Raw genomic sequence first — 22,073 nt, 5'->3', positions numbered from 1 at the left:
TGCGTCAGCCCCGTTTGCTACTGGTGGGTGTCGTCGTCGCGCTGGTGGTCGCCTTGGTCACGGGCTTGACCTTCTGCCCCGGTGCGAGGAACCCGCCCGCCGATTGGACGACGCGTTCGTTGCCCTGCAGCCCGCCTGCGATCGTCACCGCACTGTCGGAAACCTGGCCGATCTTCACGTCGCGGCGCACCACCTTGTCGTCGGGACCGACAACATACACGAAACTGCCCTTGTCGTCGCTCTGCAACGCCGAGTCGGGAAGCTGCGGTGCGACCGTCGCGCCACCGACGATCGACGCCGCGGCGAACCCGCCCGGACGCAGCGCGGGATCATAGGCGAGCGCGATTCGCGCGACGCCCTGGCGTGTCTGCGGGTCGATCACCGGCGACACCTGCCAGACCTCGCCCTTATACCCCTTGGCCGAACCGACCGGGGTCACCGTCGCCCGCGCGCCGACCGGCAGGCCGAGCAGATCGCTTTCGGCCAGCGCCGCGCGCATTTCCATCTGTCCGCCCATCGCCATGCGGAACAGCACGCCGGTCCCCGAGCTGACGATCTGCCCGGGCTCGACGCCGCGGGTCAGCACGAGGCCGGCGGCCGGTGCACGGATGTCGAGTCGCCCGTTGCGCGCGCGGGCCTCGCCGAGCGACGCCTGCGCCACCTTCACGCGCGCCGCCGCCGCATCGCGCGTCGCCGCCTTGCGCTGGAGATCCGCCTTCGAGATGAACCCGCGATCGACCAGCTGCTGCGCACGGTCGAGCTCCGCCTGTGCGATCGTCTCGTCCGACCGCGCCACGGTTACGGATGCCGACAGCGATGCCGCGGTCTCGGTCTGGACCGAGCGGTCGACCGTCGCAAGCACCTGCCCCGCCGCGACCCACTGGCCCGGCTCGACCAGCACGCGCGTGATCATGCCGCCCTCGCCCGCGACGCCGACGGGCATTTCGCGGCGCGCGGCCAACGTACCGGTCGCGGCGATCACGCGGTCGACGGTCTGGCGACCGGGCACGATGACGGTGACGCTCGGAATCTGCTCGGTCGGCGCACCGGGCGCCGCTGCATCCTTCTTGCCCGATCCGAACGCGAACCAGGCGATGGCCAGCGCCGCGAGGATGACGACCACCGCGATGATGATGTTGCGACGGGTATGCGACGGCGGCGTCTGATCCGTCAGCACCTGCTGCGGCTCGCCGCCGATCGTCCTGGCTTCGTAGTTCATGCGCGCGCTATCCCCGTCCCGACCCGAATCCGCCGGACCACTCGCCAGCTGTATTATATAAATAGATCACCGTGCTCAAGCCCCCCGGCACGCCGCGCAGCCAAATGTCAGACATGACCAGGATCGCACCTGTCTGCAAGCTGCACGCGATGTTCAGCCTGCGTTGACCCGGCTTCGATCAATCGCGAAAGCAGGCTGACTTACAGGGAGACACGATATGACCAGGCTCACCATGATCGCGACGCTGGCGGCGGTTCCGCTCGCCGCCGCGATCCCCGCCGCCGCTTCGGCGCAGGCGCAGGCGTCGACGGTCGAACCGATGGTCCCCGCGACCGGGACCGTGCTCGACGTCAGCGCCGAGGGCCGCACCACGCGCGTGCCCGATGTCGCGACGATCCGTGCGGGTGTCGTCTCGCAGGCGACGACCGCCGCGGCTGCGCTGGCGGACAATGGGCAGCGGATGAATCGCGTGCTCGCAGCGTTGAAGAAGGCCGGGGTCGCGCCGCGCGACATCGCCACCGCGACGGTCGGGCTCGCGCCGCAATATCGCTATGCCGACAACCAGCCGCCGGCGGTCACCGGCTATCAGGCGACCAACAGCGTTTCGATCCGCTTCCGCGACGTGGCGAAGTCGGGCGCGATCCTCGATGCGCTGGTCGCCGAAGGTGCGAACCAGATCGACGGGCCCAATCTGTCGATCGACCAGCCCGATGCGGCGCTGGACGAGGCGCGGGCCGATGCGGTCAAGCGCGCGCGTGCCCGCGCCGATATCTATGCGCGGTCCGCCGGGATGCGCGTCTCGCGGATCGTCTCGATCACCGAGAATGGCGAGAATGCCGGCAATCCGAACCCGCCGGTGTTCATGGCCCGCGCGGCGATGGCCAAGGACAGCACGCAGATCGTCGCGGGCGAGAAGGACGTCACCGTTTCGGTCTCGGTCCGCTTCCTGCTAAACTGAGCGCATAGAAAAAGGGCCGCCCGGTCGCCCGGACGGCCCTTTTTCAACGCTGTGTAGCGACCGCTCTTAGCGGACGCTGCCGCGGCGCACGAGGTTGACGATCGCGAGCAGCACGATCGCGCCAAGCAGCGACACGATGAAGGAGGTCAGCGTCAGCGGTGCGCTGTTGATCGAGCCACCCGACAGGATCAGGCCGCCGATGAAGGCGCCGACGATGCCGACGATGATGTTCAGGAAGATGCCCTGCTGCGCATCCGTGCGCATGATCATGCTGGCAATCCAGCCGATGACGCCGCCGATGATCAGCCAAAGAATGATACCCATTTTACTTTCCCTCCGTTGTTCCCGTAGCCGGGCGATGGCGGAAAGACGTGCGAGCACGGACGTTTGTTCCGCCCGCGTTTTGATTATGTAGGCTGATTCGGGTCAGTATTTTTGCTGCCTTTCGTACAGCGACTTATAGTGCTGGATCCGCGTCACGCGCAGGCCCGGCATCCCCGACCGGTCGATCGCGCGCTGCCATCCGGCAAATTCCTCGACCGTCAGTCCATAGCGGTCGCAGACCTCGTCGACCGACAACAGACCGCCATTGACCGCGGCGACGACCTCGGCCTTGCGGCGTACGACCCACCGCGTCGTGCTGGGCGGCGGCAGCGAATCCAGCGTCAATTGCTCGCCAAGCGGTCCGATGACCTTGGCAGGGCGGAACTTCTGGTTCTCGATCATTTACAACCTCTGATCGGGGCGGGGGCCCCCTCTCGATACGTGGCTACGACCCGTAGCCAAGGGAGTTGAAGAATGGCTAAAACGCCGCGGTAAACGCCGCGGTCATTCCTGTTTCCATCGCGTCAAGGCATCCGCCATTGGCCCATTGAACGCCCCGTGGACGGGGGCGAACAGCTTGGGATCGATCGCACCCCGCGAAAACCCGGCCTGAACCGCCGCGGTCGGGCTCGCCGCCTGACGCGCGGCGATCCCGACGATCAACACCGCCAGGTCACCGGGCAGAACGGTCAGCTCGGCCTCTCGATCGAAACGGGGGAAGCTCAGATCCAACGCGACACTCGCAAAACACCAACTAGAGGTTCCGTCTAAACGCCGGGGAATGAAAACGAGGTAAAGTTCGGGACAAAGAGTTGTCGCGCCTGTCGCTTTTTTTGCAACGCCTCGTCGCAGAGACTATGGTGTACCGATGGAACAGGCGGATTTTCAGCTCGGCGGCGCGACACCAGGGTCGGGGTCGCTGGCCGGTCGACGGATCGTCGTCGCGATGTCGGGCGGGGTCGACAGCTCGGTCGTCGCGGCGCTCGCGCATGCGACCGGCGCGGAGACGATCGGCGTGACGCTGCAGCTCTACGATCACGGCGAGGCGGTCGGCCGCGCGGGCTCGTGCTGCGCGGGCCGCGACATTCGCGACGCGCGCGCGGTCTGCGACCGGCTGGGCATCGCGCATTACGTCTTCGACCATGAATCGAGCTTTCGCGAACAGGTCGTCGACACCTTTGCCGACGCTTATCTCGCGGGGCGCACGCCGATTCCGTGCGTCCAGTGCAACATGGGGCCCAAGTTCACCGACCTGCTGAAGCTCGCGCGCGATCTCGGCGCCGATTGCCTGGCGACCGGCCATTATGTCCGCCGCGTCGAGGGCGCGCACGGCGCCGAACTCCACCGCGGCGCGGATCCTGCCCGCGACCAGAGCTATTTCCTGTTCGCGACGACGCAGGCGCAGCTCGACTATCTGCGCTTCCCGCTCGGCGGCCTGCCCAAGGCGCGCGTGCGTGAGATCGCGGCCGAACTCGGCCTAGGCGTCGCGGCCAAGCCTGACAGCCAGGATATCTGCTTCGTCCCCGACGGCGATTACGCCGGACTGGTCAAGAAGCTGCGCCCGGAGGCGGATACCGCGGGCGATATCGTCGATATCGGCGGCATGAAGCTCGGCGAGCATCGCGGGCTGATCCACTTCACCGTCGGCCAGCGTCGCGGGCTCGAGATCGGCGGCAGCCCGGAGCCGCTCTACGTCGTGCGCGTCGAGCCCGACACAAGGCGCGTCGTGGTCGGCCCACGCCGGGCGCTCGCGGTTTCGGCGGCGCAGCTGAGCGACATCAACTGGCTCGGCGACGATTTCACCGGGCCGCTCACCGCCAAGGTGCGCTCGATGGCCAAGCCCGTCCCGGCCCGCCTGATCGGCGACCGCGTCGTGTTCGACGCACCCGAATATGGCGTCGCACCGGGACAGGCGACCGTCCTCTATGCCGGCGACCGCGTGCTCGGCGGCGGCTGGATCGCGTCGACCGAGGCGGCACTCGCCGCCGCCTGACGCGTTGGGCGTGGCATGGATATCGACGACCTGCGCCGCCAGATGGAAGCCGCCGCCGCGGCGATGGACTTCGAGACCGCGGGGCGGCTGCGCGACCAGATCAGCCTGCTCCGCGGCGGCGGCACCGTCGCCGACACCGCGGGACTCACCCGCCAGCAACCCGGCGCGATGGGTCTCGGCACCAGCCAGCAACGCCTGACCCCGCCGCCCGGCTGGGTGAAACCGAAAAAGCCCGATCCGATGACCAAGGGACGCAAGCGGTAACGCCCCCCCCACCCGTCATCCTGACGGACGTCAGGACGACGGCCGCATCAGACGCCCCTCACGGCAGCAGGAACGTGCCCTCGATCACCGTCACGCACGCACCGCCAAGCACCACCCGGTCGCCTTCGAGCCGGCACGTCAGCCGCCCCCCGCGCGCGCTCGCCTGGAACGCGGTGAAACTGTCGCCCAGCGTCTGCGCCCAGTACGGCACCATCACCGCATGCGCCGACCCCGTCACCGGATCCTCGTTGATCGCATAATAAGGCGTGAAGACGCGGCTGACGATTGCGGTCGCGGACCCCTTCGCCGCGACGATCGCGACGATCGGAAACTTCGCCAGCGCGACGAAATCGGGCTTCAGGTTGCGGACGATCGCCTCGTCCTCGACGATCACCAGCGCATAGCCCTTGTCGTGCCACAAGGTCTCGACCGGCGAATCGATCGTCAGTGCCGCGACGATCTCCGGCATTGCCTTTGGCGCGGGCGCCCAGGCCGGAAGCTCGAGCGTGTATCCGCCATCCGCGCAGGCGACCTCGAGGATCCCGGCCTGCCGCGTCGCGAACCGGACCCGGTCGCGCGCACTATCCGACGACAGCACGAAATGCCCGCTCGCCAGCGTCGCATGCCCGCACAGCGCGACCTCTGCGCCCGGCGTGAACCAGCGCAGGTCGAAATCGACGCCCTCTTCGGCGGAGGGGACGATGAACGCGGTCTCGCTCAGGTTGTTCTCCTGCGCGATATCCAGCAGCACAGCATCGTCGAGCCACGCCGACAACGGCATCACCGCCGCCGGATTGCCCGCAAAGGCCGTGTCGGCGAACGCATCGATCTGCGCGAACGGTATTCTCATGCTGCTGGCCCTCTGCCCGTTGTCGATCGCCGCAGGTTAAACCCGCTTGCCAAACCAATGCGGCGTCACGTCCGCCTCGACCAGCGGATTGTCGGTATCGACATGCCCCTCGGGATCGAGGTGGATCAGCACCTCGACCTTCGGAAACGCGGTGCGAAGGTTGCGCTCGACCGCCTCGACGATGTCGTGGGCATGCGCGACGGTCAGGTCGCGCGCGACCTCCATGTGGAACTGCGCAAAATCATGGCTGCCCGACCGGCGGGTGCGGAAGTCATGGATGCCGCGGATGCCGGGCTGACGCGCCGCCACGTCGAGGAACTGCGCACGCAGATCCTCGGGCCATTCCTTGTCCATCAACTGGTCGATCGCGTTCGACGATGCCGAGAAGGCACCCCAGGCGAGCCACAAGGCGATGACGATGCCGAAGATCGGATCCGCCCCGCTCCACCCCATATACTGGTCGAGCACCAATGCGACGATCACCGACCCGTTCAGCAGCACGTCCGACTGGTAATGGACATTGTCAGCAAGAATCGCGACCGATCCGGTCTGGCGGATGATCCGGCGCTGATAGGCGAGCAGGAACACCGTCGCGACGATCGCGACGACCGACACGCCGATGCCGAAATCGGCGCCCGTGGTCGGCTGCGGATCGTTGAACGCGAGGATCGCGCGCCAGGCGATGCCCGCCGCCGACGCGGTGATCAGCATCACCTGGAACAGCGCGGCGAGCGCCTCCGCCTTGCCGTGGCCGAAACGGTGGTCGTGATCGGCCGGCGTCGCCGCCAGCCGCACGCCGTACAGCGTGACGAGGCTCGCGAGCAGGTCGAGCGCGGTGTCGGCGAGCGAGCCGAGCATCGCGACCGATCCGGTCGTCCACGCCGCAAAGCCCTTCAGCAGCAGCAGGAAACACGCCATCGCGACGCTGGCGAGCGCCGCGCGCGTCGCCAGCGGGATCACCCTGCGGCGTTCGTCCTGGGTCATGGGAACAGCAATCCTTCGGTCCAGCCTTCACCGTCGCGCACGAACAGTCGCCGCTCATGTAGGCGGTGTTCGCGGTCCTGCCACAGCTCGATGCGATCGGGCGCGATCCGGTACCCGCCCCAATGCGGCGGCCGCGGCACGTCGCCACCCTCGAACCGCGCCTGCGCCTCGGCAAAACGGCGTTCGAACGTGTCGCGCGTGTCGAGCGGGCGCGATTGTTCCGACGCCCATGCCCCGAGTTGCGAATCACGGCCGCGCGTCGCGAAATAGGCGTCCGATTCCGCATCGCTCACAAGGCTGACGCGCCCCTCGATCCGGACCTGCCGGCGCAGCGACTTCCAGTGGAAGAGCAACGCCGCATGCGCGTTCGCGGTCAGCTCGCCCGCCTTGCGGCTCTCGCGGTTGGTGTAGATGACGAAACCATCGGGGCCATGCCCTTTCAGCAGCACCATCCGCACCGACGGACGTCCCTGTGCATCCGCAGTGGCGAGGGCTACAGCGTTGGAGTCGTTGATTTCTGTCTGCCTGGCCTCGGCGTACCAGGCCTCGAACAGCGTGATCGGGTTATCGGACATGGCAGCGCCATAGCGAAACTTGGCGGGCCGCGAAACAGCGCACGGCACGGCGCTCACGGAACGACTCGCCACGCCGACGATTGAATCGGTTTCGCAACGAAGGAAACCGCACCGTGGCAGCGCGCGCCTATTGGCAGGGACAGATCCGGCTCGCGCTGGTCTCGATCCCGGTCGAAATCTACTCCGCCACCAAATCGGGTGCGGCCGTCTCGTTCAAGCAGATCCACGAACCCTCGGGCCAGCCGATCCATTACGATAAGGTCGTCACCGGCGTCGGCCCGGTCGATGCGGACGAGATCATGAAGGGCTATGAGATCGAAAAGGGCGAATATGTCCTGCTCGACCAGGACGAGATCGACGCGGTGAAGCTCGAATCGAAGAAGACGCTCGAACTGACCCAGTTCGTCGATGCGAGCGACATCGACGTGCTCTATTATGAAAAGCCCTATTTCGTCGTCCCTGCGGACGATCTGGCGGAGGAGGCGTTCATCGTCCTGCGCGAGGCGCTCCGGCGGACCAAGAAGGTCGGGCTCGGCCAGCTCGCGATGCGAGGCCGTGAATATGTCGTCAGCCTCAAGCCGTGCGGGCGCGGCTTGGTGCTCGAGACGCTGCGCTACGCGGACGAGGTGCACAAGGCGCAGGGCTATTTCCGCGACATCCCCGACGACAAGCCGTCCGAGGAACTGCTCGAACTCGCCGAGGCGCTGATCGAGAAGCGCAGCGGCGACTTCCACCCGCAGGATTTCCACGACCGCTATGTCGACGCGCTGAAGGACCTGATCGAACGCAAGCGCAAGGCCAACGGCAAGACGATCATCGACGACAAGGACAGCGGCGAGAGCAAGGGGTCGAACGTCGTCGACCTGATGGCGGCGCTGAAGAAGTCGATGGAGAAATCGGGCGGCACGGCTGCGGCTGCGAAGAAGGCGCCCGCCAAGAAAGCCCCGGCCAAGACCGCGACGAAGACCACGGCCAAGTCTCCGGCCAAGAAACGTGCGTAATGCTCCCTGTTGTGGTCCTGCGAAGGCGGGGACCCAGCCTCGGCTCCCGCATTCGCGGGAGACCGATGGTGGCTGACACCCCAGACCCCCTCGCGCTCTACAATGCCAAGCGGGACTTCGCGAAGACCGCCGAACCCGCCGGCACGCTAACCCCCGGCAACGGCAACAGCTTCATGGTCCAGAAGCACGACGCCACCCGCCTCCACTGGGACCTGCGCCTCGAGATCGACGGCGTCCTCAAAAGCTGGGCGGTCACCCGCGGCCCCAGCCTCGACCCGGACGAAAAGCGCCTCGCGGTCCGCACCGAGGACCATCCCTTGAGCTACGCCACGTTCGAAGGCGCGATCCCCGCAGGAGAATATGGCGGCGGCACGGTGATGCTGTGGGACCGCGGCACCTGGGCACCGATCAAGGGCAAGTCGGCCAAGGACCTCGACAAGGGCCATCTCCACTTCGTCCTGGATGGCGAGCGGATGAAGGGCGAATGGCTGCTGATCCGCCTGAAACCCCGCGCGAAGGAAAAGCGCGAGAACTGGCTGCTCCGCAAGATCGACGACGCCGCGGCGGGCGGCACCGACACGCTGGTCGACGAAGCGCTGACGAGCGTCTCGACCGGGCGCACGATGGCGGAGATTGCCGAGGGGAAGAAGCCGGCACGCGCGAGCAAACCCGCCCCTCCCCCGTCATCTAGGCGAAAGCCGGGATCCAGAGCCAAAAGCGTCGCGGCCCATACTCTGGATCCTGGCCTTCGCCAGCATGACGGCACGCTTCCCGAATTCCGCGACCCCCAGCTCTGCACGCTCGTCGACGCCGTCCCCACCGGCACCGCGTGGCTGCACGAGGTCAAATATGACGGCTACCGCGCGCTCGTCGCGGTCGCGAACGGCAAGGCCAAGGTCTTCACCCGCACCGGGCTCGACTGGACCGACAAGTTCGCGAGGATCGCCGCCGCCGCCGCGAAGCTCCCCGTAAAATCGGCGCTGATCGACGGCGAGATCGTCGCCTTCAAGAACGGCCACCCCGATTTCTCGACGCTGAAGGACGCGATCTCCAGCGGCGGAGACATGACCTTGTTCGCGTTCGACCTGCTCGAAGTCGACGGTGAGGACCTGACCGGCCTGTCCAATCTCGACCGCAAGGCCCGCCTCGAACCGCTGATCCCGGGCGATGACGACCGCCTGCGCTATTCGGACCACGTCATCGGCGCGGGCGAGCAATTGTTCGAGACGATGTGCCGCGAGGGCCTCGAAGGCATCGTCTCGAAACGCGCCGACGCGCCCTATCAGGGCAAGCGGACCAAGGCGTGGCTCAAGGTCAAATGCACGCACCGTCAGGAATTCGTCATCGTCGGCTGGCTCCCGTCCGACAAGAAGCGCGGCTTCAAGTCGCTGCTGCTCGGCGTCCGCGAGGGCAAGACCTATCGCTATGCGGGCAAGGTCGGCACCGGCTTCGACTTGGCGCTGATGGACGAGCTGCGCGAGAAACTCGATGCGCTCGACCGCAAGACGCCGACCGTCGAGGCCCCGAAGGCCGCGGTCCGCGGCGCGCACTGGGTAACGCCCAAGCTCGTCGCCGAGATCGCCTTTGCCGAAACCACCCCCGACGGCGTGCTGCGCCATTCGAGCTTCATCGCTCTGCGCGAGGACAAGGCGGCCAAGGACGTCGTCGCCGAAACCCCCGCCCCGCTCCCCGATGCCGCGCCTGAGACTAAGATCAAGATCACCAACCGCGACCGCGTCATCTTCGACGACTCCGACGTCACCAAGGGCGATCTCGCCGATTATTACGCCGCGCTGTCGGGCCTCATCCTCCCCTTCGCGGGCAACCGCCCGATCAGCCTCGTCCGCTGTCCGCAAGGCCGGTCGCGCGCCTGCTTCTTCCAGAAACATGACGCCGGCAGCTTCGGCGACGCGGTCCATCAGGTGCCGATCCGCGAAAAGGACGGATCGACCGAGGACTATCTCTATGTCGACGATGCCGACGGGCTGGTCGCCTGCGTCCAGATGGGGACGATCGAATTCCACGGCTGGGGATCCTCCAACGAGACGCTCGAAAAGCCTGACCGGCTCGTCTTCGATCTCGACCCCGACGAGGGGCTCGACTTCGACGATACCAAGAAGGCCGCAGAGTTTCTGAAGACGCAGCTCGCCGAACTAGGGCTCGTCAGCTTCGCGATGCTGTCTGGCGGCAAGGGCGTCCATGTCGTCGTCCCGCTCACCCCCAAGGCGGAATGGCCCGCGGTCAAGGATTTCGCCGACCGTTTCGCGCGGGCGCTGGCAAGTGCCGAGCCCGACCGGTTCGTGGCATCGATGGCCAAGGCCAAGCGCAAGGGCCGGATCTTCATCGACTGGCTGCGCAACCAGCGCGGCAGCACCGCGGTGATGCCCTATTCCGCCCGCGCCCGCGCCGGCGCGCCTGTCGCCGCGCCCGTGTCGTGGAGCGAATTGCGCGATATCGACACCGCCGCCCGCTGGGGTGTGCGCGACGCCGAAGACCTGATCGCACGCGCCGGCTCGCGCGGGTTGAAGGGCTGGGGCGTGGCGGACCAGGTCCTGCCGGATTTCTGAGGGTCGCGCGCCTCTATATGGCTCGTTCCCCGGCGAAGGCCGGGGCCCAGTTGGGGAACAGTCGCAAAGGATATGCAGCGCAAGGTTACGACCACCTTCCCACCTGGGCCCCGGCCTCCGCCGGGGAACGGCCAGCCCGGGAAAGTCCTGTTCCCCCTCCCCGACCTACCCCACGCCCGACAATTTAGGTTGCGCCGCACCAGCGAAAGGTGAAACACCCGCCGCCACTATTCGAAGGCATCAAGGCATGGAGATGGCGACGCAATCCACGCCCCCGACCGATACGGCGCAATCGAGCGCCTATGACGCGACACGCCATGCCGAGCGCTGGATCGCCGACTATTGCGCGCGCAGTACCGCCGCCGACATGCTCTGCCCCGCCGCCGACGGCAGCATCGACCCCGCCTGGACCGCGACCTTCGCCGAGCTCGCGATGGTCGCCTCGGACGATCTCGGCCATGTCCGCGAACGCGTCCAGCGTCACGCGGTCGATATCGGCACCGGCTTCCGCATCGCCGACGAACCCGACGAGCGCCCCTGGCCCGTCTCCCCCGTCCCGCTGCTGATCGAGGCGGACGCCTGGGCGCGGATCGCCGCGGGCGTGGTCCAGCGCGCGACGCTGATGGAAACGGTGATCGCCGATCTGTACGGCGAGGGAAAGCTGGTCGCGGACGGCCATATCCCCGCCGCGCTCGTCACCGGCAGCCCGTTCTTCTTGCGGCCGATGGTCGGGCTCGATCCGCCCGGCGGCCGCCATCTCGATTTCATCGCGATCGATCTCGGCCGCGGTCCGAGCGGCGAATGGCGCGTGCTCGCCGATCATCTGCGCGCACCCGCGGGCGCGGGCTATGCGCTCGAGAACCGGCTCGCGGTCGGCCGCACGCTCGGCGGGTTACAGGCGCGGTTGAACGTTCAGCGCCACGCGCCCTTCTTTGCCGCGTTCCGCGCGGGGCTGGCGGCGATGTGCAAGCGCACCGATCCCCGCATCGGGCTGCTCACCCCCGGCCGGTTCAACCCGAGCTATCCCGAACAGGCGCATCTCGCGCGCTATCTGGGGCTGCTGCTCGTCGAGGGCGCGGATCTCGCCGCGCTCGAGGACAAGCTCTATGTCCGCACGATCGGCGGGCTGAAGCGGATCGACGCGCTGTGGCGGCGGCTCGATCCCCGGCTGCTCGATCCGCTGGCGTTTGACACGCATTCGCAGATCGGCGTGCCCGGCCTGATCGACGCCTATGCCGCCGGCAATGTCGTGCTGTCGAACGCGCCCGGCTCCGCGGTGCTCGAGGCGCCCGCCTTCTCCGCCTTCCTGCCGCAACTCGCGCGCACGATCCTCGGCGAGGACCTGCTGCTCCCCAACATCGCGACCTGGTGGTGCGGGCAGGACGCGGCGCGGACCGCGGTCGAGGCCGATCTCGACCGGCTGCTGATCGCCCCCGCCTATCACACCCGCCCGCTCGGCTTGCCGAACGGCGCGACCGCGGGCGCCGACATCACCGGCGCCGACCGTGCCGCGCTGCTCGCCGACATGGCGCGCCGCCCGCAGGATTATGTCGGGCAGGAGATCGTCCGCCTCTCGACTATGCCCGTCGTCGTTGGCGACACGCTCGAGCCGCGCCCGTTCACGCTGCGCGTCTTTGCAGCACGCGGCGGCGACGGCGAATGGACCGTGCTGCCCGGCGGGTTCGCGCGGATCGGCGAGCACCCCGACGCGCGCGCCGCGGTGATGGGCGAAGGCATCTGGTCCGCCGATGTCTGCGTCTATGGGCCGGAGCCGGTCGCACCCGTCTCGCTGCTCACCGCGCCCGATTCGCTCCACGTCCGGCGCAATCCCGGCACGCTGCCCAGCCGAGTCGCGGACAATTTCTACTGGCTCGGCCGCTATCTCGAGCGCGGCGAGGCATTGCTCGCGGCGATCCGCGTGATGCTCGGCAATTCGATCGACGCGGACGGCGGCGCGGTGCTGTCGTCGCAGACCGTCGGCAAGCTCGTCGGGCTGATCGTCGGCAGCGGTGCCGCACCGCATCCCCCCGCGCTGCGCCGCGCCGACCTGACCGCGTTCGCGCGCACCGCAATGGAGGACGAGGGTTGGCAGTCGGTCGCGACGATCAACCGCCATGCGCGTGCGATCGGCGAGGGATCGCGCGACCGGCTGTCCTCGGACATGGTCCGGCTGCTCGAGGCGCCCTTCCCGACGCATCGCGGGATGCTCGAACGCGCCGGTTCGCTCCAGCGCCGCTATGCCGCGATTGCCGGGCTGTCCGCCGAGCATATGGGACGGACCGCGGCATGGCGGTTCCACGATCTCGGCCGCCGGATCGAGCGCGCGATGGCGATGGCGCGCGCGATCCGGCTGTTCGGCATGCCCGGCGCCTCGCCCGACGACCTGTCGGTGCTGCTCGACCTCGCTGACAGCCAGATCACCTATCGCCAGCGCTATCCCACGGGAATCGCGCGCGTGCCGGTCATGGATCTCGTCGCGCTCGACCCCGGCAACCCGCGCAGCCTCGCCTTCTCCGCCGACCGCATCGCCGCCCGGCTCGCCGAACTGCCGGTGCTGAGCGACGACGAGATGGCCGAACCGCAACAGGCCCAGGCGACCGCGCTCATGGCGATCGTGATGACCGCAACCGCCGCCGAGCTGGACGCGGATACGCTGGGCGACGTCGAACGCCGGCTGGCGGGCGTGTCCGACGCGCTGGCGAGACGCTATTTCCTGCAGGGCGCAGAACCGCTCCGCACCAGCGAACTGACGCTCGCATGATATACGACATCCGTCACGTCACCACCTTCGACTATGGCGCGAGCGTCAAGTTCGCGCGCTGCAACCTCCGGCTGAAACCGATCGACTGGCCGGGCCAGCATCTCGACGCCTACACGCTCTCGGTCCATCCCGCGGGACGCGTCAGCCCCGCGCGCGCCGAGGCGGGGCTCGCCAACGTCACCCGGCTGGTGGTCGACAGCCCGGTACGCCACCTGACGATCGAAAGCCGGTCGCGGATCACGGTCGACCGGCTCGTCCCCGTCCCCGCCGCCGGCGACCCGACGCTCGCCGAGATCGCGGCGCTGGCACGCGCCAGCACCGACCTCTCCGCGGCGAGCCCCGCCACCTATCTCTATCCCTCGCCGCTGATCCCGCTCGACCATGCGATCGCCGATTATTGCGCGACCGATCTCGACCCCGCGCGTGGCGCGCTGGAGGCGGGGATCGCACTCGCCCGCCGCATCCAGCGCGAGTTCGTGTTCGATGCGGATGCGACGCTGGTCGACACTCCGCCGCACGAGGCGTTCCTCCACCGCAAGGGCGTGTGCCAGGATTTCGCGCAGATCATGATCACCGGCCTGCGCGCCGCCGGCCTGCCCGCCGCCTATGCGTCTGGCTATATCCGCACCATCCCGCCCGCGGGCCAGCCGCGGCTGGTCGGCGCGGACGCGACGCATGCCTGGGTGCTGCTGTGGTGCGGGCCGGTGCATGGCTGGGTCGGGATGGATCCGACCAACGGCATCTGGATGGCGAGCGACCATATCGTCATAGCGGTCGGCCGCGATTATGCCGAGATCGCACCGGTCGACGGCGTGGTGCTGGGCTCGGGCGCACAGAGCATGGACGTCAGCGTCGACGTCGCTCCGCTCGACGAGGCACCGGTCCGGGTCGCCGGGTAGCCTGCTCCACGGTCGTCATCCCCGCGGAGGCGGGGACCCATATACTCGTACGGTTGCGATACTCTCGCGGGATTGCCGGTATGGATTCCCGCCTTCGCGGGAATGACGAGACGCGCGTCAGTCCTTCCCCTCATGCGGGTTCGGATAGGACCCGCCGCCACTCTCGCCGCCCGTGTCCTTGGCCGGCGCGTCGTTCACCCCGTCCTTCTGCTTGGCACCATCATCGCCCTCGGGCACGCCCTGCATCGGTTGCTTGTCAGCCATCATCGTCTCCTCTCGCCCGCCAAACGCACGGCACGGGAATTGCGTTGCGCCCGCGGCGGCCCCACATAGACCCGCAAGACAGAGTGGGGACCTAAGTGGCCGATCCGTACAAGACCCTGGGCGTTGCCCGCGACGCGAACGAAGCCGACATCAAGAAGGCGTATCGCAAGCTCGCCAAGGAGCTTCATCCCGATCGCAACAAGGACAATCCGAAGGCATCGGAGAAGTTCAGCCAGGTCACCAACGCGTACGATCTGCTGAACGACAAGGACAAGCGCGCGCGCTTCGATCGCGGCGAGATCGATGGCGACGGAAACCCCGCCGCGCCGTTCGGTTTCGGCGGAGGCGGCGGCGGACGTCCTCAGCCCGGCGGCGGCTTTCGCAGCGAAGGCTATGAGAGCGGCGGCCCCGACATGAGCGATATCTTCGAGGGGCTGTTCGGTGGCGCCCAGCGCGGCGGTGGCGGTGGGTTCGCGAGCGGCTTCGGCCGGCGCCCGCAGCCCAAGGGCGAAAACGTCGCCTATCGCCTGCAGGTCCCGTTCGTCGACGCGGCGACGCTCGAGCCCCAGCGCGTCACACTCTCCGATGGCAAGACGCTCGATCTGAAACTGCCCGCAGGCGTCGAGAGCGGCACGCAGATGAAGCTCGCAGGCAAGGGCGAGCAGGGCCCGGGCGGCGCGGGCGACGCGATCCTGACGATCGATGTCCAGCCCCACCGCTTCTTCACGCGCGACGGCGATGACGTTCGCATCGACCTGCCGATCAGCCTTGCCGAGGCGGTGCTCGGCGGCTCGATCAAGGTGCCGACGGTCGAAAAGCCGGTGATGCTGACGATCCCCAAGGGCACGACCTCGGGCAAGACGCTGCGCCTCAAGGGCAAGGGCTTCCACAAGAAAACCGGTGGCCGCGGCGATCAGCTCGTCACGTTGATGATCGACATTCCGGCCGACAACAAGGCTCTTGCCGACTTCGTCGAGGGCTGGGCGAAGAGCAATACCGGGAACCCGCGGGGGGCCATGGGCGTCTGAACGCCTTGTGAACGACAGCAATCTTACGCCCGAGGCGCGTGCCCACGACCACGGCGGCACGCGCCGGCGCCTCAATCGCGGCATGGCGAAGGTCAAGCCGGGCAGCCATGCGTTCGAGGTCGTCAAGCGCGCCGCGGTCGGCGTGTTCAACGACGGCTTCATCCACGCGGGCAACCTCGCCTATCTTGCGCTGATGACGGTCTTTCCGTTCTTCATCGTGGCGGCTGCTATCCTGTCGCTGTTCGGCCAGAGCACCGAGACGATCCGTGCGGTCGAATCCTTCCTGAACGTCCTGCCACCCAACGTCGCCGACCTGTTGCGCAAGCCGATCGCCGACGTGCTGGCGGCGCGTACCGGGTCGTTGCTGTGGCTCGGCGCGCTGGTCGGGCTGTGGACCGTCGGCAGCTTTGTCGAGACGATCCGCGACATCTTCCACCGCGCCTACGGGATCAAGGCCACCGCCCCCTTCTGGAAATCGCGGCTCGGATCGTCCGCGGTGATCGTCGGCTCGGTGATCATGGCGCTGCTCTCCTTCCTAGTGCAGGGCATCCTGACCGCGGCCGAACAGTTCATCTACCGCCTCGTTCCCTTCGCGCAGGACGCCGCCGGATGGGTCGGCCTGTCCCGCCTGATTCCCGGTCTGCTGATGTTCGGCGCGCTGTATTTGCTGTTCTACTCGGTAACGCCGTCGCGCTATCGCTATTCGAAATGCCGCAAATGGCCCGGCGCGCTCTTCACCGCCGTCTGGTGGATCAGCGCGACCGCATTGCTGCCGATCGTCCTGTCGAGCCTGGGTGGCTATGACCTGACCTATGGCAGCCTGGCGGGCGTCGTCATCATGCTGCTGTTCTTCTACGTCATCGGTCTGGGGCTGGTATTCGGGGCGCATTTGAACGCGGCACTGGCGGAACCCCTCGAAACAGCGCTAGAGCAACCGGCTGACGAGGTAGAGGCGAAGGCGAGAACGGCGTGAACGGTTTGATGGCGGGCAAGCGTGGGTTGATCATGGGGCTGGCGAACGACAAGTCGCTGGCCTGGGGAATCGCCAAGAAGCTGTCCGAGGCCGGCGCGGAGCTCGCGTTCAGTTATCAGGGCGAGACGATGGAGAAGCGCGTCCGCCCACTTGCCGAGCAATTGGGCGTCGCGCGGCTGTTCGACTGCGACGTCTCCGACATGGGTGCGCTCGACGCGACCTTCGCCAAGCTGGCAGAGGAATGGCCGACGATCGATTTCGTCGTCCATGCGATCGGCTTTTCGGACAAGAACGAGCTGCGCGGGCGGTTCGTCGACACGAGCCTCGACAATTTCCTGATGACGATGAACATCAGCGTCTATTCGTTCGTCGCGGTCGCGCAGCGCGCGGCCAAGATGATGAACCCGGGCGGCTCGATGCTGACGCTCAGCTATTACGGCGCCGAGAAGGTCATCCCGCATTACAACGTGATGGGCGTCGCCAAGGCCGCGCTCGAGACGAGCGTGCAGTATCTCGCGGTCGATCTCGGCCGCGACAATATCCGCGTCAACGCGATCTCGGCCGGCCCGATCAAGACGCTGGCCGCGAGCGGGATCGGCGACTTCCGCCTGATCCTGAAGTGGAACGAGCTGAACTCGCCGCTCAAGCGCAACGTGACGATCGACGATGTCGGCGGCGCGGGGCTGTACCTGCTCAGCGACCTTGCATCGGGCGTCACGGGCGAAACCCACCATGTCGACGCCGGCTACAACGTGATCGGCATGAAAGCCGAGGACGCCCCCGACATCGCTCTGGTGTAAATACCCTCTCCCCTGCGGGGAGAGGGAGGGGCCCATGCGCAGCATGGGAGGGTGAGGGCACGGTGAGGCAGAAGGACGGCACCGAAGCCCTCAACCGCGCGCGGAAGCTGCGTCGCGACGCCACCGAGGCGGAAACCCGTTTATGGCAGAACCTCCGCAGCCGCCGCCTCGCCGACTTCAAGTTCCGCCGCCAGGTGTGGATCGGCCCGTTCATCGCCGACTTTCTGTGCATGGACGCCATGCTCGTCGTCGAGGTAGACGGCAGCCAGCATATCGGCGACGCGGCCTATGATGCCGACAGAAGTGCCTACCTCGCGAACAAGGGATACCGTGTGATCCGTGTCTGGAACAACGACGTGATGCAGCGGATGGACGACGTGCTTGCCGCGATCCTGTCCGCGCTTACAGACGTGCCCTCACCCTCCCATGCTGCGCATGGGCCCCTCCCTCTCCCCGTCGGGGAGAGGGCCAAGTGAGCGTCAACAGCTTCGGGCGGATGTTCCGCTTCACCACCTGGGGCGAGTCCCACGGACCCGCGCTCGGCGCGGTGGTCGACGGCTGCCCCCCCGGCATCCCCCTCACTGAAGCGGATATCCAGCCCTGGCTCGACAAGCGCCGTCCCGGCACCTCGCGCTTCACCACGCAGCGGCGCGAGCCCGATGCCGTGCGCATCCTCTCGGGCGTGTTCGACGGCCGCACCACCGGCACGCCGATCAGCCTGATGATCGAGAATGTCGACCAGCGCTCGAAGGACTATTCGGACGTCGCCAAGGCCTATCGTCCCGGCCATGCCGACTATGCCTATGACGCCAAATACGGCTTTCGCGACTATCGCGGCGGCGGCCGGTCGTCGGCGCGCGAGACCGCGGCGCGCGTCGCCGCCGGTGCGGTGGCGCGGCTCGTCGTGCCCCAAGTCCGCGTCCGCGCCTGGGTCGAGGCGATTGGCGGCGACGCGATCGACCCTGCCAACTTCGACGACGCACAGATCGACCAAAACCCGTTCTTCTGCCCCGACGCCACGGCTGCGCTGCGCTGGGAGGCGCTGGTCGACGCCGCGCGCAAGGCGGGATCGTCGCTCGGTGCGGTGATCGCGTGCGAGGCGACCGGCGTCCCCGCAGGCTGGGGCGCGCCGCTCTATGCCAAGCTCGACGCCGAACTCGCCTCGGCCTGCATGAGCATCAACGCGGTCAAGGGGATCGAGATCGGCGACGGGTTCGCTGCTGCCGCGCTCTCGGGCGAGGCCAATGCCGACCCCATGCGACCGGGCGCAGAAGGCCCCGAATTCCTGGCCAACCATGCCGGCGGGATTGCCGGCGGGATCGCCACCGGCCAGCCGATCCGCCTGCGCGTCGCGTTCAAGCCGACCAGCTCGATCCTCACCCCCGTCGAGACGATCAGTCCGTCCGGCGAGGCCGCGACGATCGCCACCAAGGGCCGCCACGACCCCTGCGTCGGCATCCGCGGAGTCCCCGTGGTCGAGGCGATGGTCGCACTTGTCCTTGCCGATCAGGCGCTGCTCCACCGCGGCCAATGCGGCTGACGGGGGAACATAAGTCGAACCGGAACGCTGTGTCTCCAACACGATAGGAGAGAAACATGCGTATTCTGACCTCGATCGCAGCGGCAGCCCTGATCCTTCCGGCCGCCGCCATGGCCCAGACCACCGGCGGTACCGCAGGTGGCACCATGGGCGGTACGATGGGCGGCGGCACGACTGGTGGCACCATGGGCGGTACCATGGGTGGCGGCACCACCGGCGGCGCGATGGGCGGCATGTCCACGGGTTCGACGGCGCAGTCGGGCACCACGGCCACCGATTCCGCGACCCAGACCCGCACGCAGCGCGGTACCCGCGCCCGTAGCCGCACGCGCGGCACGACGGGTACGACGACCGGTACGACCACGGGTCCCGATACGGTGACGGGCACCGGCACCACGACCGGCACGACCTCCGGTTCGATGTCGACCGGCAGCACCGGCCCGGGCACCATGGGTGGAACGATGGGCGGCACGGCCGCAGGTGGCACGATGGGCGGCACCATGGGCGGGACTGCAACGACCGGCGGTACCGTGGGCGGCACGCCGCCACGCTGAGCCACACAGGCTGATCCAAAAAAAAGGCCGGGCAATCGCCCGGCCTTTTTCATGTCAGCGCCTGTTGCCTCAGTCCGAGAACGGATCCCTTACCAGGATCGTGTCCGCCCGCTCCGGGCTGGTCGAGACCAGCGCCACCGGGCAACGGATCAGCTCCTCGATACGCCGGATATACTTGATCGCCTGTGCCGGCAGGTCGGCCCAGCTACGCGCACCGGCAGTGGTTTCCTGCCAGCCTTCCATCGTCTCGTAGATCGGCTCGACGAGCGCCTGGTCGGCGGCATGCGCCGGAAAGTAATCAAGCGTCTCGCCGCGCAGACGATAGCCGGTGCAGATCGACACCGTCTCGAACCCGTCGAGCACGTCGATCTTGGTCAGTGCGATCCCGGTGATGCCGCCGACCGCCGCCGACTGGCGCACCAGCACCGCGTCGAACCAGCCGCAGCGGCGCTTGCGTCCGGTGACGGTGCCGAACTCATGCCCGCGCACACCGAGCCGCTCGCCGGTCTCGTTCTCGAGCTCGGTCGGGAACGGCCCCGACCCGACGCGCGTCGTGTACGCCTTGGCGATCCCGAGCACGAACCCGACCGCGCTTGGCCCCAGGCCCGAACCGCCCGCCGCAGCGCCCGCAATCGTGTTCGACGAGGTGACGAACGGATAGGTGCCGTGATCGACGTCGAGCAGCACGCCCTGCGCGCCCTCGAACAGGATCCGCTTGCCGGCCGAGCGCGCCGCGTTCAGGTCGCGCCACACGGGCTTGGCGAACGGCAGCACGAAGCCGGCAATCTCGCGCAGCTCGGCGATCAGCGCCGCACGGTCGATCGGCGGCTCGCCGAACCCGGCGCGCAGCGCGTCGTGATGCGCGGTCAGACGGTCGAGCTGCGGCCCCAGATCGTCGAGATGCGCCAGATCGCACACCCGGATCGCACGGCGACCGACCTTGTCCTCATAGGCCGGGCCGATGCCGCGCCGCGTCGTGCCGATCTTGCCCGCGCCGCTCGCATCCTCGCGCAGACCGTCGAGATCGCGGTGGAACGGCAGGATCAGCGCGCAGGTATCGGCGATGCGCAGCGTCTCGGGCGTCGCGACGACACCCTGCGCGCCCAGCCGCGCAATCTCGTCCTTGAGCGCCCAGGGATCGAGCACGACGCCGTTGCCGATGAACGACGGCGTGCCGCGGACGATGCCCGAGGGCAGCAGCGACAGCTTGTACACATTCTCGCCGACGACGAGCGTGTGGCCGGCATTGTGGCCGCCCTGGAACCGCACGACCATGTCGGCACGCTCGGCGAGCCAGTCGACGATCTTGCCCTTGCCTTCGTCGCCCCATTGCGCGCCGATGACTGCTACGTTGGCCAAACTCTATCTCCTGAGAATTACCCGCAGCGCCTACAGCGCGCGGGGCGCATCCGCCACCCAAAGATGCGTGCAGACCTGCGCTTCGGGGGTATCGCCCGCGTCGAGCGCGGCGACCGTGACCCAGCCCTGCGCCCGCATCGCCGCACCGTCGGCCGCCGGCGTACCCAGCGGCAGGAACAGCCGACGGCGATCAACGCTGACGACCCGGTCGACCAGCGGGTCGGCAAACAGCGAGAAGCCCGTCGCGGCTTCCTCGGCACCGCTTTCATGCACCACGGTATAGGTGCCGCCACGCCCGACCTCGCGCGCGCTGCCATCCGCGAACAGCGAGAAGCCGAGCCAGGTCTGATATTCGAACCCGTGCCGCTCGGTCGGGTCGAGCGTCAGCGCGACGCGGCCGTCGAGCGCCGCGGCGATCCGCGTGAGCGCGTCGAGCCGCGACGCGAGCGCGCCCGTCGTATCGAACATCCGCAGCCGCTCCATCGCCGGCGCGAACGGCCCCGCCGCCTCGATCAGCGGCAGATAGGCGGGCGCAAGCGCGGCGACCGCGCCGGCATCCTTGGCATCGAGCCGGTCGCGCAACGTCGCGACCTGATCGGGCGCGACCGGCAGCGGGCCCGCCGCAAGCGTCGACACCAGATCGGGCAGCGTGAAGTCGATCGACGCGCCGCGGACCTCGGCCGCGCCGAGCATGTCGACCGCGACCGCGACGACCTCCTGCGCGGCGGCGACCGAATCAAGCCCGATCAGCTCGCAACCGATCTGCCGCGTCTCGCGCGCGGGCGCGAGCTGCGACGCGCGCAGCTTGAGCACGGAGCCGGCATAGCTCAGCCGCACCGGCCGCGGGTGATGCCCCATCCGCGTGGCCGCGATCCGCGCGACCTGCGCGGTGATGTCGGGCCGGATCGCGAGCGTACGCTGCGACACCGGATCGACAAACCGCACCGCATCGTGCAGGCCGCCGGCCTTCAACCGCATCTCTAGCCCGTCGGCAAATTCGGCCAGCGGCGGATCGACGCGCTCATAGCCGTGCAGGCGTGCAGCCTCGAGCACACGCGCTTCGAGCGCGGCTGCCGAATCGGCGAAAGGGGGCAGGCGGTCTCGAAAACCTTCGGGGAGCAAAGCAGTCATGCGCGTGCCTCTAACCACTTCGCCCCCCG

Annotated in this window: 23 protein-coding genes; 13 read left to right on the top strand and 10 right to left on the bottom strand. The window is 68.0% G+C overall.

The features are described from left to right. Nucleotides 1-4: 4 nt before the first annotated feature. A complete protein-coding gene (locus SOM18_RS18145) occupies nt 5-1,219 on the bottom strand; it encodes an efflux RND transporter periplasmic adaptor subunit (RefSeq protein WP_031440560.1) in 1,215 nt (404 codons plus the stop codon). A gap of 217 nt (nt 1,220-1,436) precedes the next feature. On the opposite strand from SOM18_RS18145, the gene SOM18_RS18140 reads away from it, so the two are divergent. Beyond that, nucleotides 1,437-2,177 carry an SIMPL domain-containing protein gene (locus tag SOM18_RS18140; RefSeq protein ID WP_031440561.1) on the top strand — a complete coding sequence of 247 codons (741 nt, stop codon included), beginning with the start codon at nt 1,437-1,439 and terminating at the stop codon, nt 2,175-2,177. Nucleotides 2,178-2,243: 66 nt separating this feature from the next. Here the strand turns inward: SOM18_RS18140 and SOM18_RS18135 are convergent, their stop codons facing one another. From SOM18_RS18135 to SOM18_RS18125, 3 genes are all read right to left on the bottom strand, one after another. Continuing rightward, nucleotides 2,244-2,501: a GlsB/YeaQ/YmgE family stress response membrane protein gene (locus SOM18_RS18135; RefSeq protein WP_031393003.1), complete on the bottom strand. Its 258-nt coding sequence runs from the start codon at nt 2,499-2,501 to the stop codon at nt 2,244-2,246. 102 nt (nt 2,502-2,603) lie between these two features. Then, complete coding sequence (locus SOM18_RS18130; protein WP_031393004.1) at nt 2,604-2,903, bottom strand: DUF1153 domain-containing protein; 300 nt, start codon at nt 2,901-2,903, stop codon at nt 2,604-2,606. Nucleotides 2,904-3,005: 102 nt separating this feature from the next. Beyond that, entirely contained in the window at nt 3,006-3,233 is a 228-nt protein-coding gene (locus tag SOM18_RS18125; RefSeq protein ID WP_031393005.1) for a hypothetical protein, read from the bottom strand. Between the two features lie 136 nt (nt 3,234-3,369). Here SOM18_RS18125 and mnmA point away from each other — a divergent pair, with 136 nt between their 5' ends. Both mnmA and SOM18_RS18115 read left to right on the top strand, forming a co-directional pair. After that, nucleotides 3,370-4,494, top strand: a complete 1,125-nt coding sequence (mnmA, locus tag SOM18_RS18120; protein WP_031440562.1) for a tRNA 2-thiouridine(34) synthase MnmA — start codon at nt 3,370-3,372, stop codon at nt 4,492-4,494. A gap of 15 nt (nt 4,495-4,509) precedes the next feature. Then, nucleotides 4,510-4,758: a UvrB/UvrC motif-containing protein gene (locus SOM18_RS18115; RefSeq protein ID WP_031440563.1), complete on the top strand. Its 249-nt coding sequence runs from the start codon at nt 4,510-4,512 to the stop codon at nt 4,756-4,758. Between the two features lie 58 nt (nt 4,759-4,816). Here SOM18_RS18115 and SOM18_RS18110 read toward each other — a convergent pair whose 3' ends face one another. Genes SOM18_RS18110 through pdxH form a run of 3 tightly spaced genes read right to left on the bottom strand, consistent with a single transcriptional unit; the run spans nt 4,817 to nt 7,167 of the window. Next, nucleotides 4,817-5,608, bottom strand: coding sequence for a PhzF family phenazine biosynthesis protein (locus SOM18_RS18110; RefSeq protein ID WP_031440564.1), 792 nt, complete (start codon nt 5,606-5,608; stop codon nt 4,817-4,819). A 36-nt stretch (nt 5,609-5,644) separates the two neighbouring features. Next, complete coding sequence (locus SOM18_RS18105; protein ID WP_031440565.1) at nt 5,645-6,592, bottom strand: cation diffusion facilitator family transporter; 948 nt, start codon at nt 6,590-6,592, stop codon at nt 5,645-5,647. Continuing rightward, the gene (pdxH, locus tag SOM18_RS18100; protein WP_031440566.1) at nt 6,589-7,167 is read right to left on the bottom strand and encodes a pyridoxamine 5'-phosphate oxidase; all 579 of its coding nucleotides are present in this window, start codon (nt 7,165-7,167) and stop codon (nt 6,589-6,591) included. Before pdxH ends, SOM18_RS18105 begins: the two co-directional genes overlap by 4 nt. Before the next feature lie 113 nt (nt 7,168-7,280). Here pdxH and SOM18_RS18095 point away from each other — a divergent pair, with 113 nt between their 5' ends. The 4 genes from SOM18_RS18095 to SOM18_RS18080 all read left to right on the top strand — a co-directional run bounded on the left by SOM18_RS18095 (nt 7,281) and on the right by SOM18_RS18080 (nt 14,395). Then, complete coding sequence (locus SOM18_RS18095) at nt 7,281-8,168, top strand: Ku protein (protein ID WP_320482120.1); 888 nt, start codon at nt 7,281-7,283, stop codon at nt 8,166-8,168. 65 nt (nt 8,169-8,233) lie between these two features. After that, a complete protein-coding gene (gene ligD / locus SOM18_RS18090) occupies nt 8,234-10,735 on the top strand; it encodes a DNA ligase D (protein ID WP_414712140.1) in 2,502 nt (833 codons plus the stop codon). 253 nt (nt 10,736-10,988) lie between these two features. Beyond that, nucleotides 10,989-13,496 (top strand): circularly permuted type 2 ATP-grasp protein, encoded by a 2,508-nt coding sequence (locus tag SOM18_RS18085; protein ID WP_031440569.1) that lies wholly within the window; start codon nt 10,989-10,991, stop codon nt 13,494-13,496. Next, on the top strand, nt 13,493-14,395 hold the full coding sequence (locus tag SOM18_RS18080; RefSeq protein WP_320482118.1) for a transglutaminase family protein: 903 nt from the start codon (nt 13,493-13,495) through the stop codon (nt 14,393-14,395). Before SOM18_RS18085 ends, SOM18_RS18080 begins: the two co-directional genes overlap by 4 nt. 117 nt (nt 14,396-14,512) lie before the next feature. Here SOM18_RS18080 and SOM18_RS18075 read toward each other — a convergent pair whose 3' ends face one another. Continuing rightward, nucleotides 14,513-14,659, bottom strand: coding sequence for a hypothetical protein (locus SOM18_RS18075; protein WP_160172635.1), 147 nt, complete (start codon nt 14,657-14,659; stop codon nt 14,513-14,515). Between the two features lie 95 nt (nt 14,660-14,754). Between SOM18_RS18075 and SOM18_RS18070 the strand changes: the two genes are divergently transcribed. The 6 genes from SOM18_RS18070 to SOM18_RS18045 all read left to right on the top strand — a co-directional run bounded on the left by SOM18_RS18070 (nt 14,755) and on the right by SOM18_RS18045 (nt 19,554). Further along, nucleotides 14,755-15,687, top strand: coding sequence for a DnaJ C-terminal domain-containing protein (locus tag SOM18_RS18070; RefSeq protein ID WP_031440738.1), 933 nt, complete (start codon nt 14,755-14,757; stop codon nt 15,685-15,687). A gap of 7 nt (nt 15,688-15,694) precedes the next feature. Then, nucleotides 15,695-16,660 (top strand): YihY/virulence factor BrkB family protein, encoded by a 966-nt coding sequence (locus tag SOM18_RS18065; protein ID WP_201302627.1) that lies wholly within the window; start codon nt 15,695-15,697, stop codon nt 16,658-16,660. Further along, nucleotides 16,657-17,460, top strand: coding sequence for an enoyl-ACP reductase FabI (gene fabI / locus SOM18_RS18060; protein WP_107930438.1), 804 nt, complete (start codon nt 16,657-16,659; stop codon nt 17,458-17,460). Before SOM18_RS18065 ends, fabI begins: the two co-directional genes overlap by 4 nt. Nucleotides 17,461-17,522: 62 nt before the next feature. Next, nucleotides 17,523-17,936 carry an endonuclease domain-containing protein gene (locus tag SOM18_RS18055; protein WP_042467102.1) on the top strand — a complete coding sequence of 138 codons (414 nt, stop codon included), beginning with the start codon at nt 17,523-17,525 and terminating at the stop codon, nt 17,934-17,936. After that, nucleotides 17,933-19,000 (top strand): chorismate synthase, encoded by a 1,068-nt coding sequence (aroC, locus tag SOM18_RS18050; RefSeq protein WP_320482117.1) that lies wholly within the window; start codon nt 17,933-17,935, stop codon nt 18,998-19,000. The genes SOM18_RS18055 and aroC overlap by 4 nt, the downstream gene beginning before the upstream one ends. A gap of 56 nt (nt 19,001-19,056) precedes the next feature. Continuing rightward, nucleotides 19,057-19,554, top strand: coding sequence for a hypothetical protein (locus SOM18_RS18045; RefSeq protein ID WP_052380877.1), 498 nt, complete (start codon nt 19,057-19,059; stop codon nt 19,552-19,554). 69 nt (nt 19,555-19,623) lie between these two features. On the opposite strand, the gene SOM18_RS18040 is transcribed toward SOM18_RS18045, so the two are convergent. Next, nucleotides 19,624-20,913 (bottom strand): adenylosuccinate synthase, encoded by a 1,290-nt coding sequence (locus SOM18_RS18040; protein WP_031440105.1) that lies wholly within the window; start codon nt 20,911-20,913, stop codon nt 19,624-19,626. Nucleotides 20,914-20,943: 30 nt separating this feature from the next. Next, entirely contained in the window at nt 20,944-22,044 is a 1,101-nt protein-coding gene (locus tag SOM18_RS18035; protein ID WP_056674010.1) for an ATP phosphoribosyltransferase regulatory subunit, read from the bottom strand. Nucleotides 22,045-22,073 lie beyond the last annotated feature (29 nt).

Origin of the sequence: Sphingomonas sp. CFBP9019, from assembly GCF_034045155.1 — a bacterium.
In the GTDB taxonomy this organism is placed as follows: Bacteria; Pseudomonadota; Alphaproteobacteria; order Sphingomonadales; family Sphingomonadaceae; genus Sphingomonas; species Sphingomonas aerolata.
Note: the sequence above shows the minus strand (reverse complement) of the source record. Positions and strands in the feature narration are given on the sequence as shown.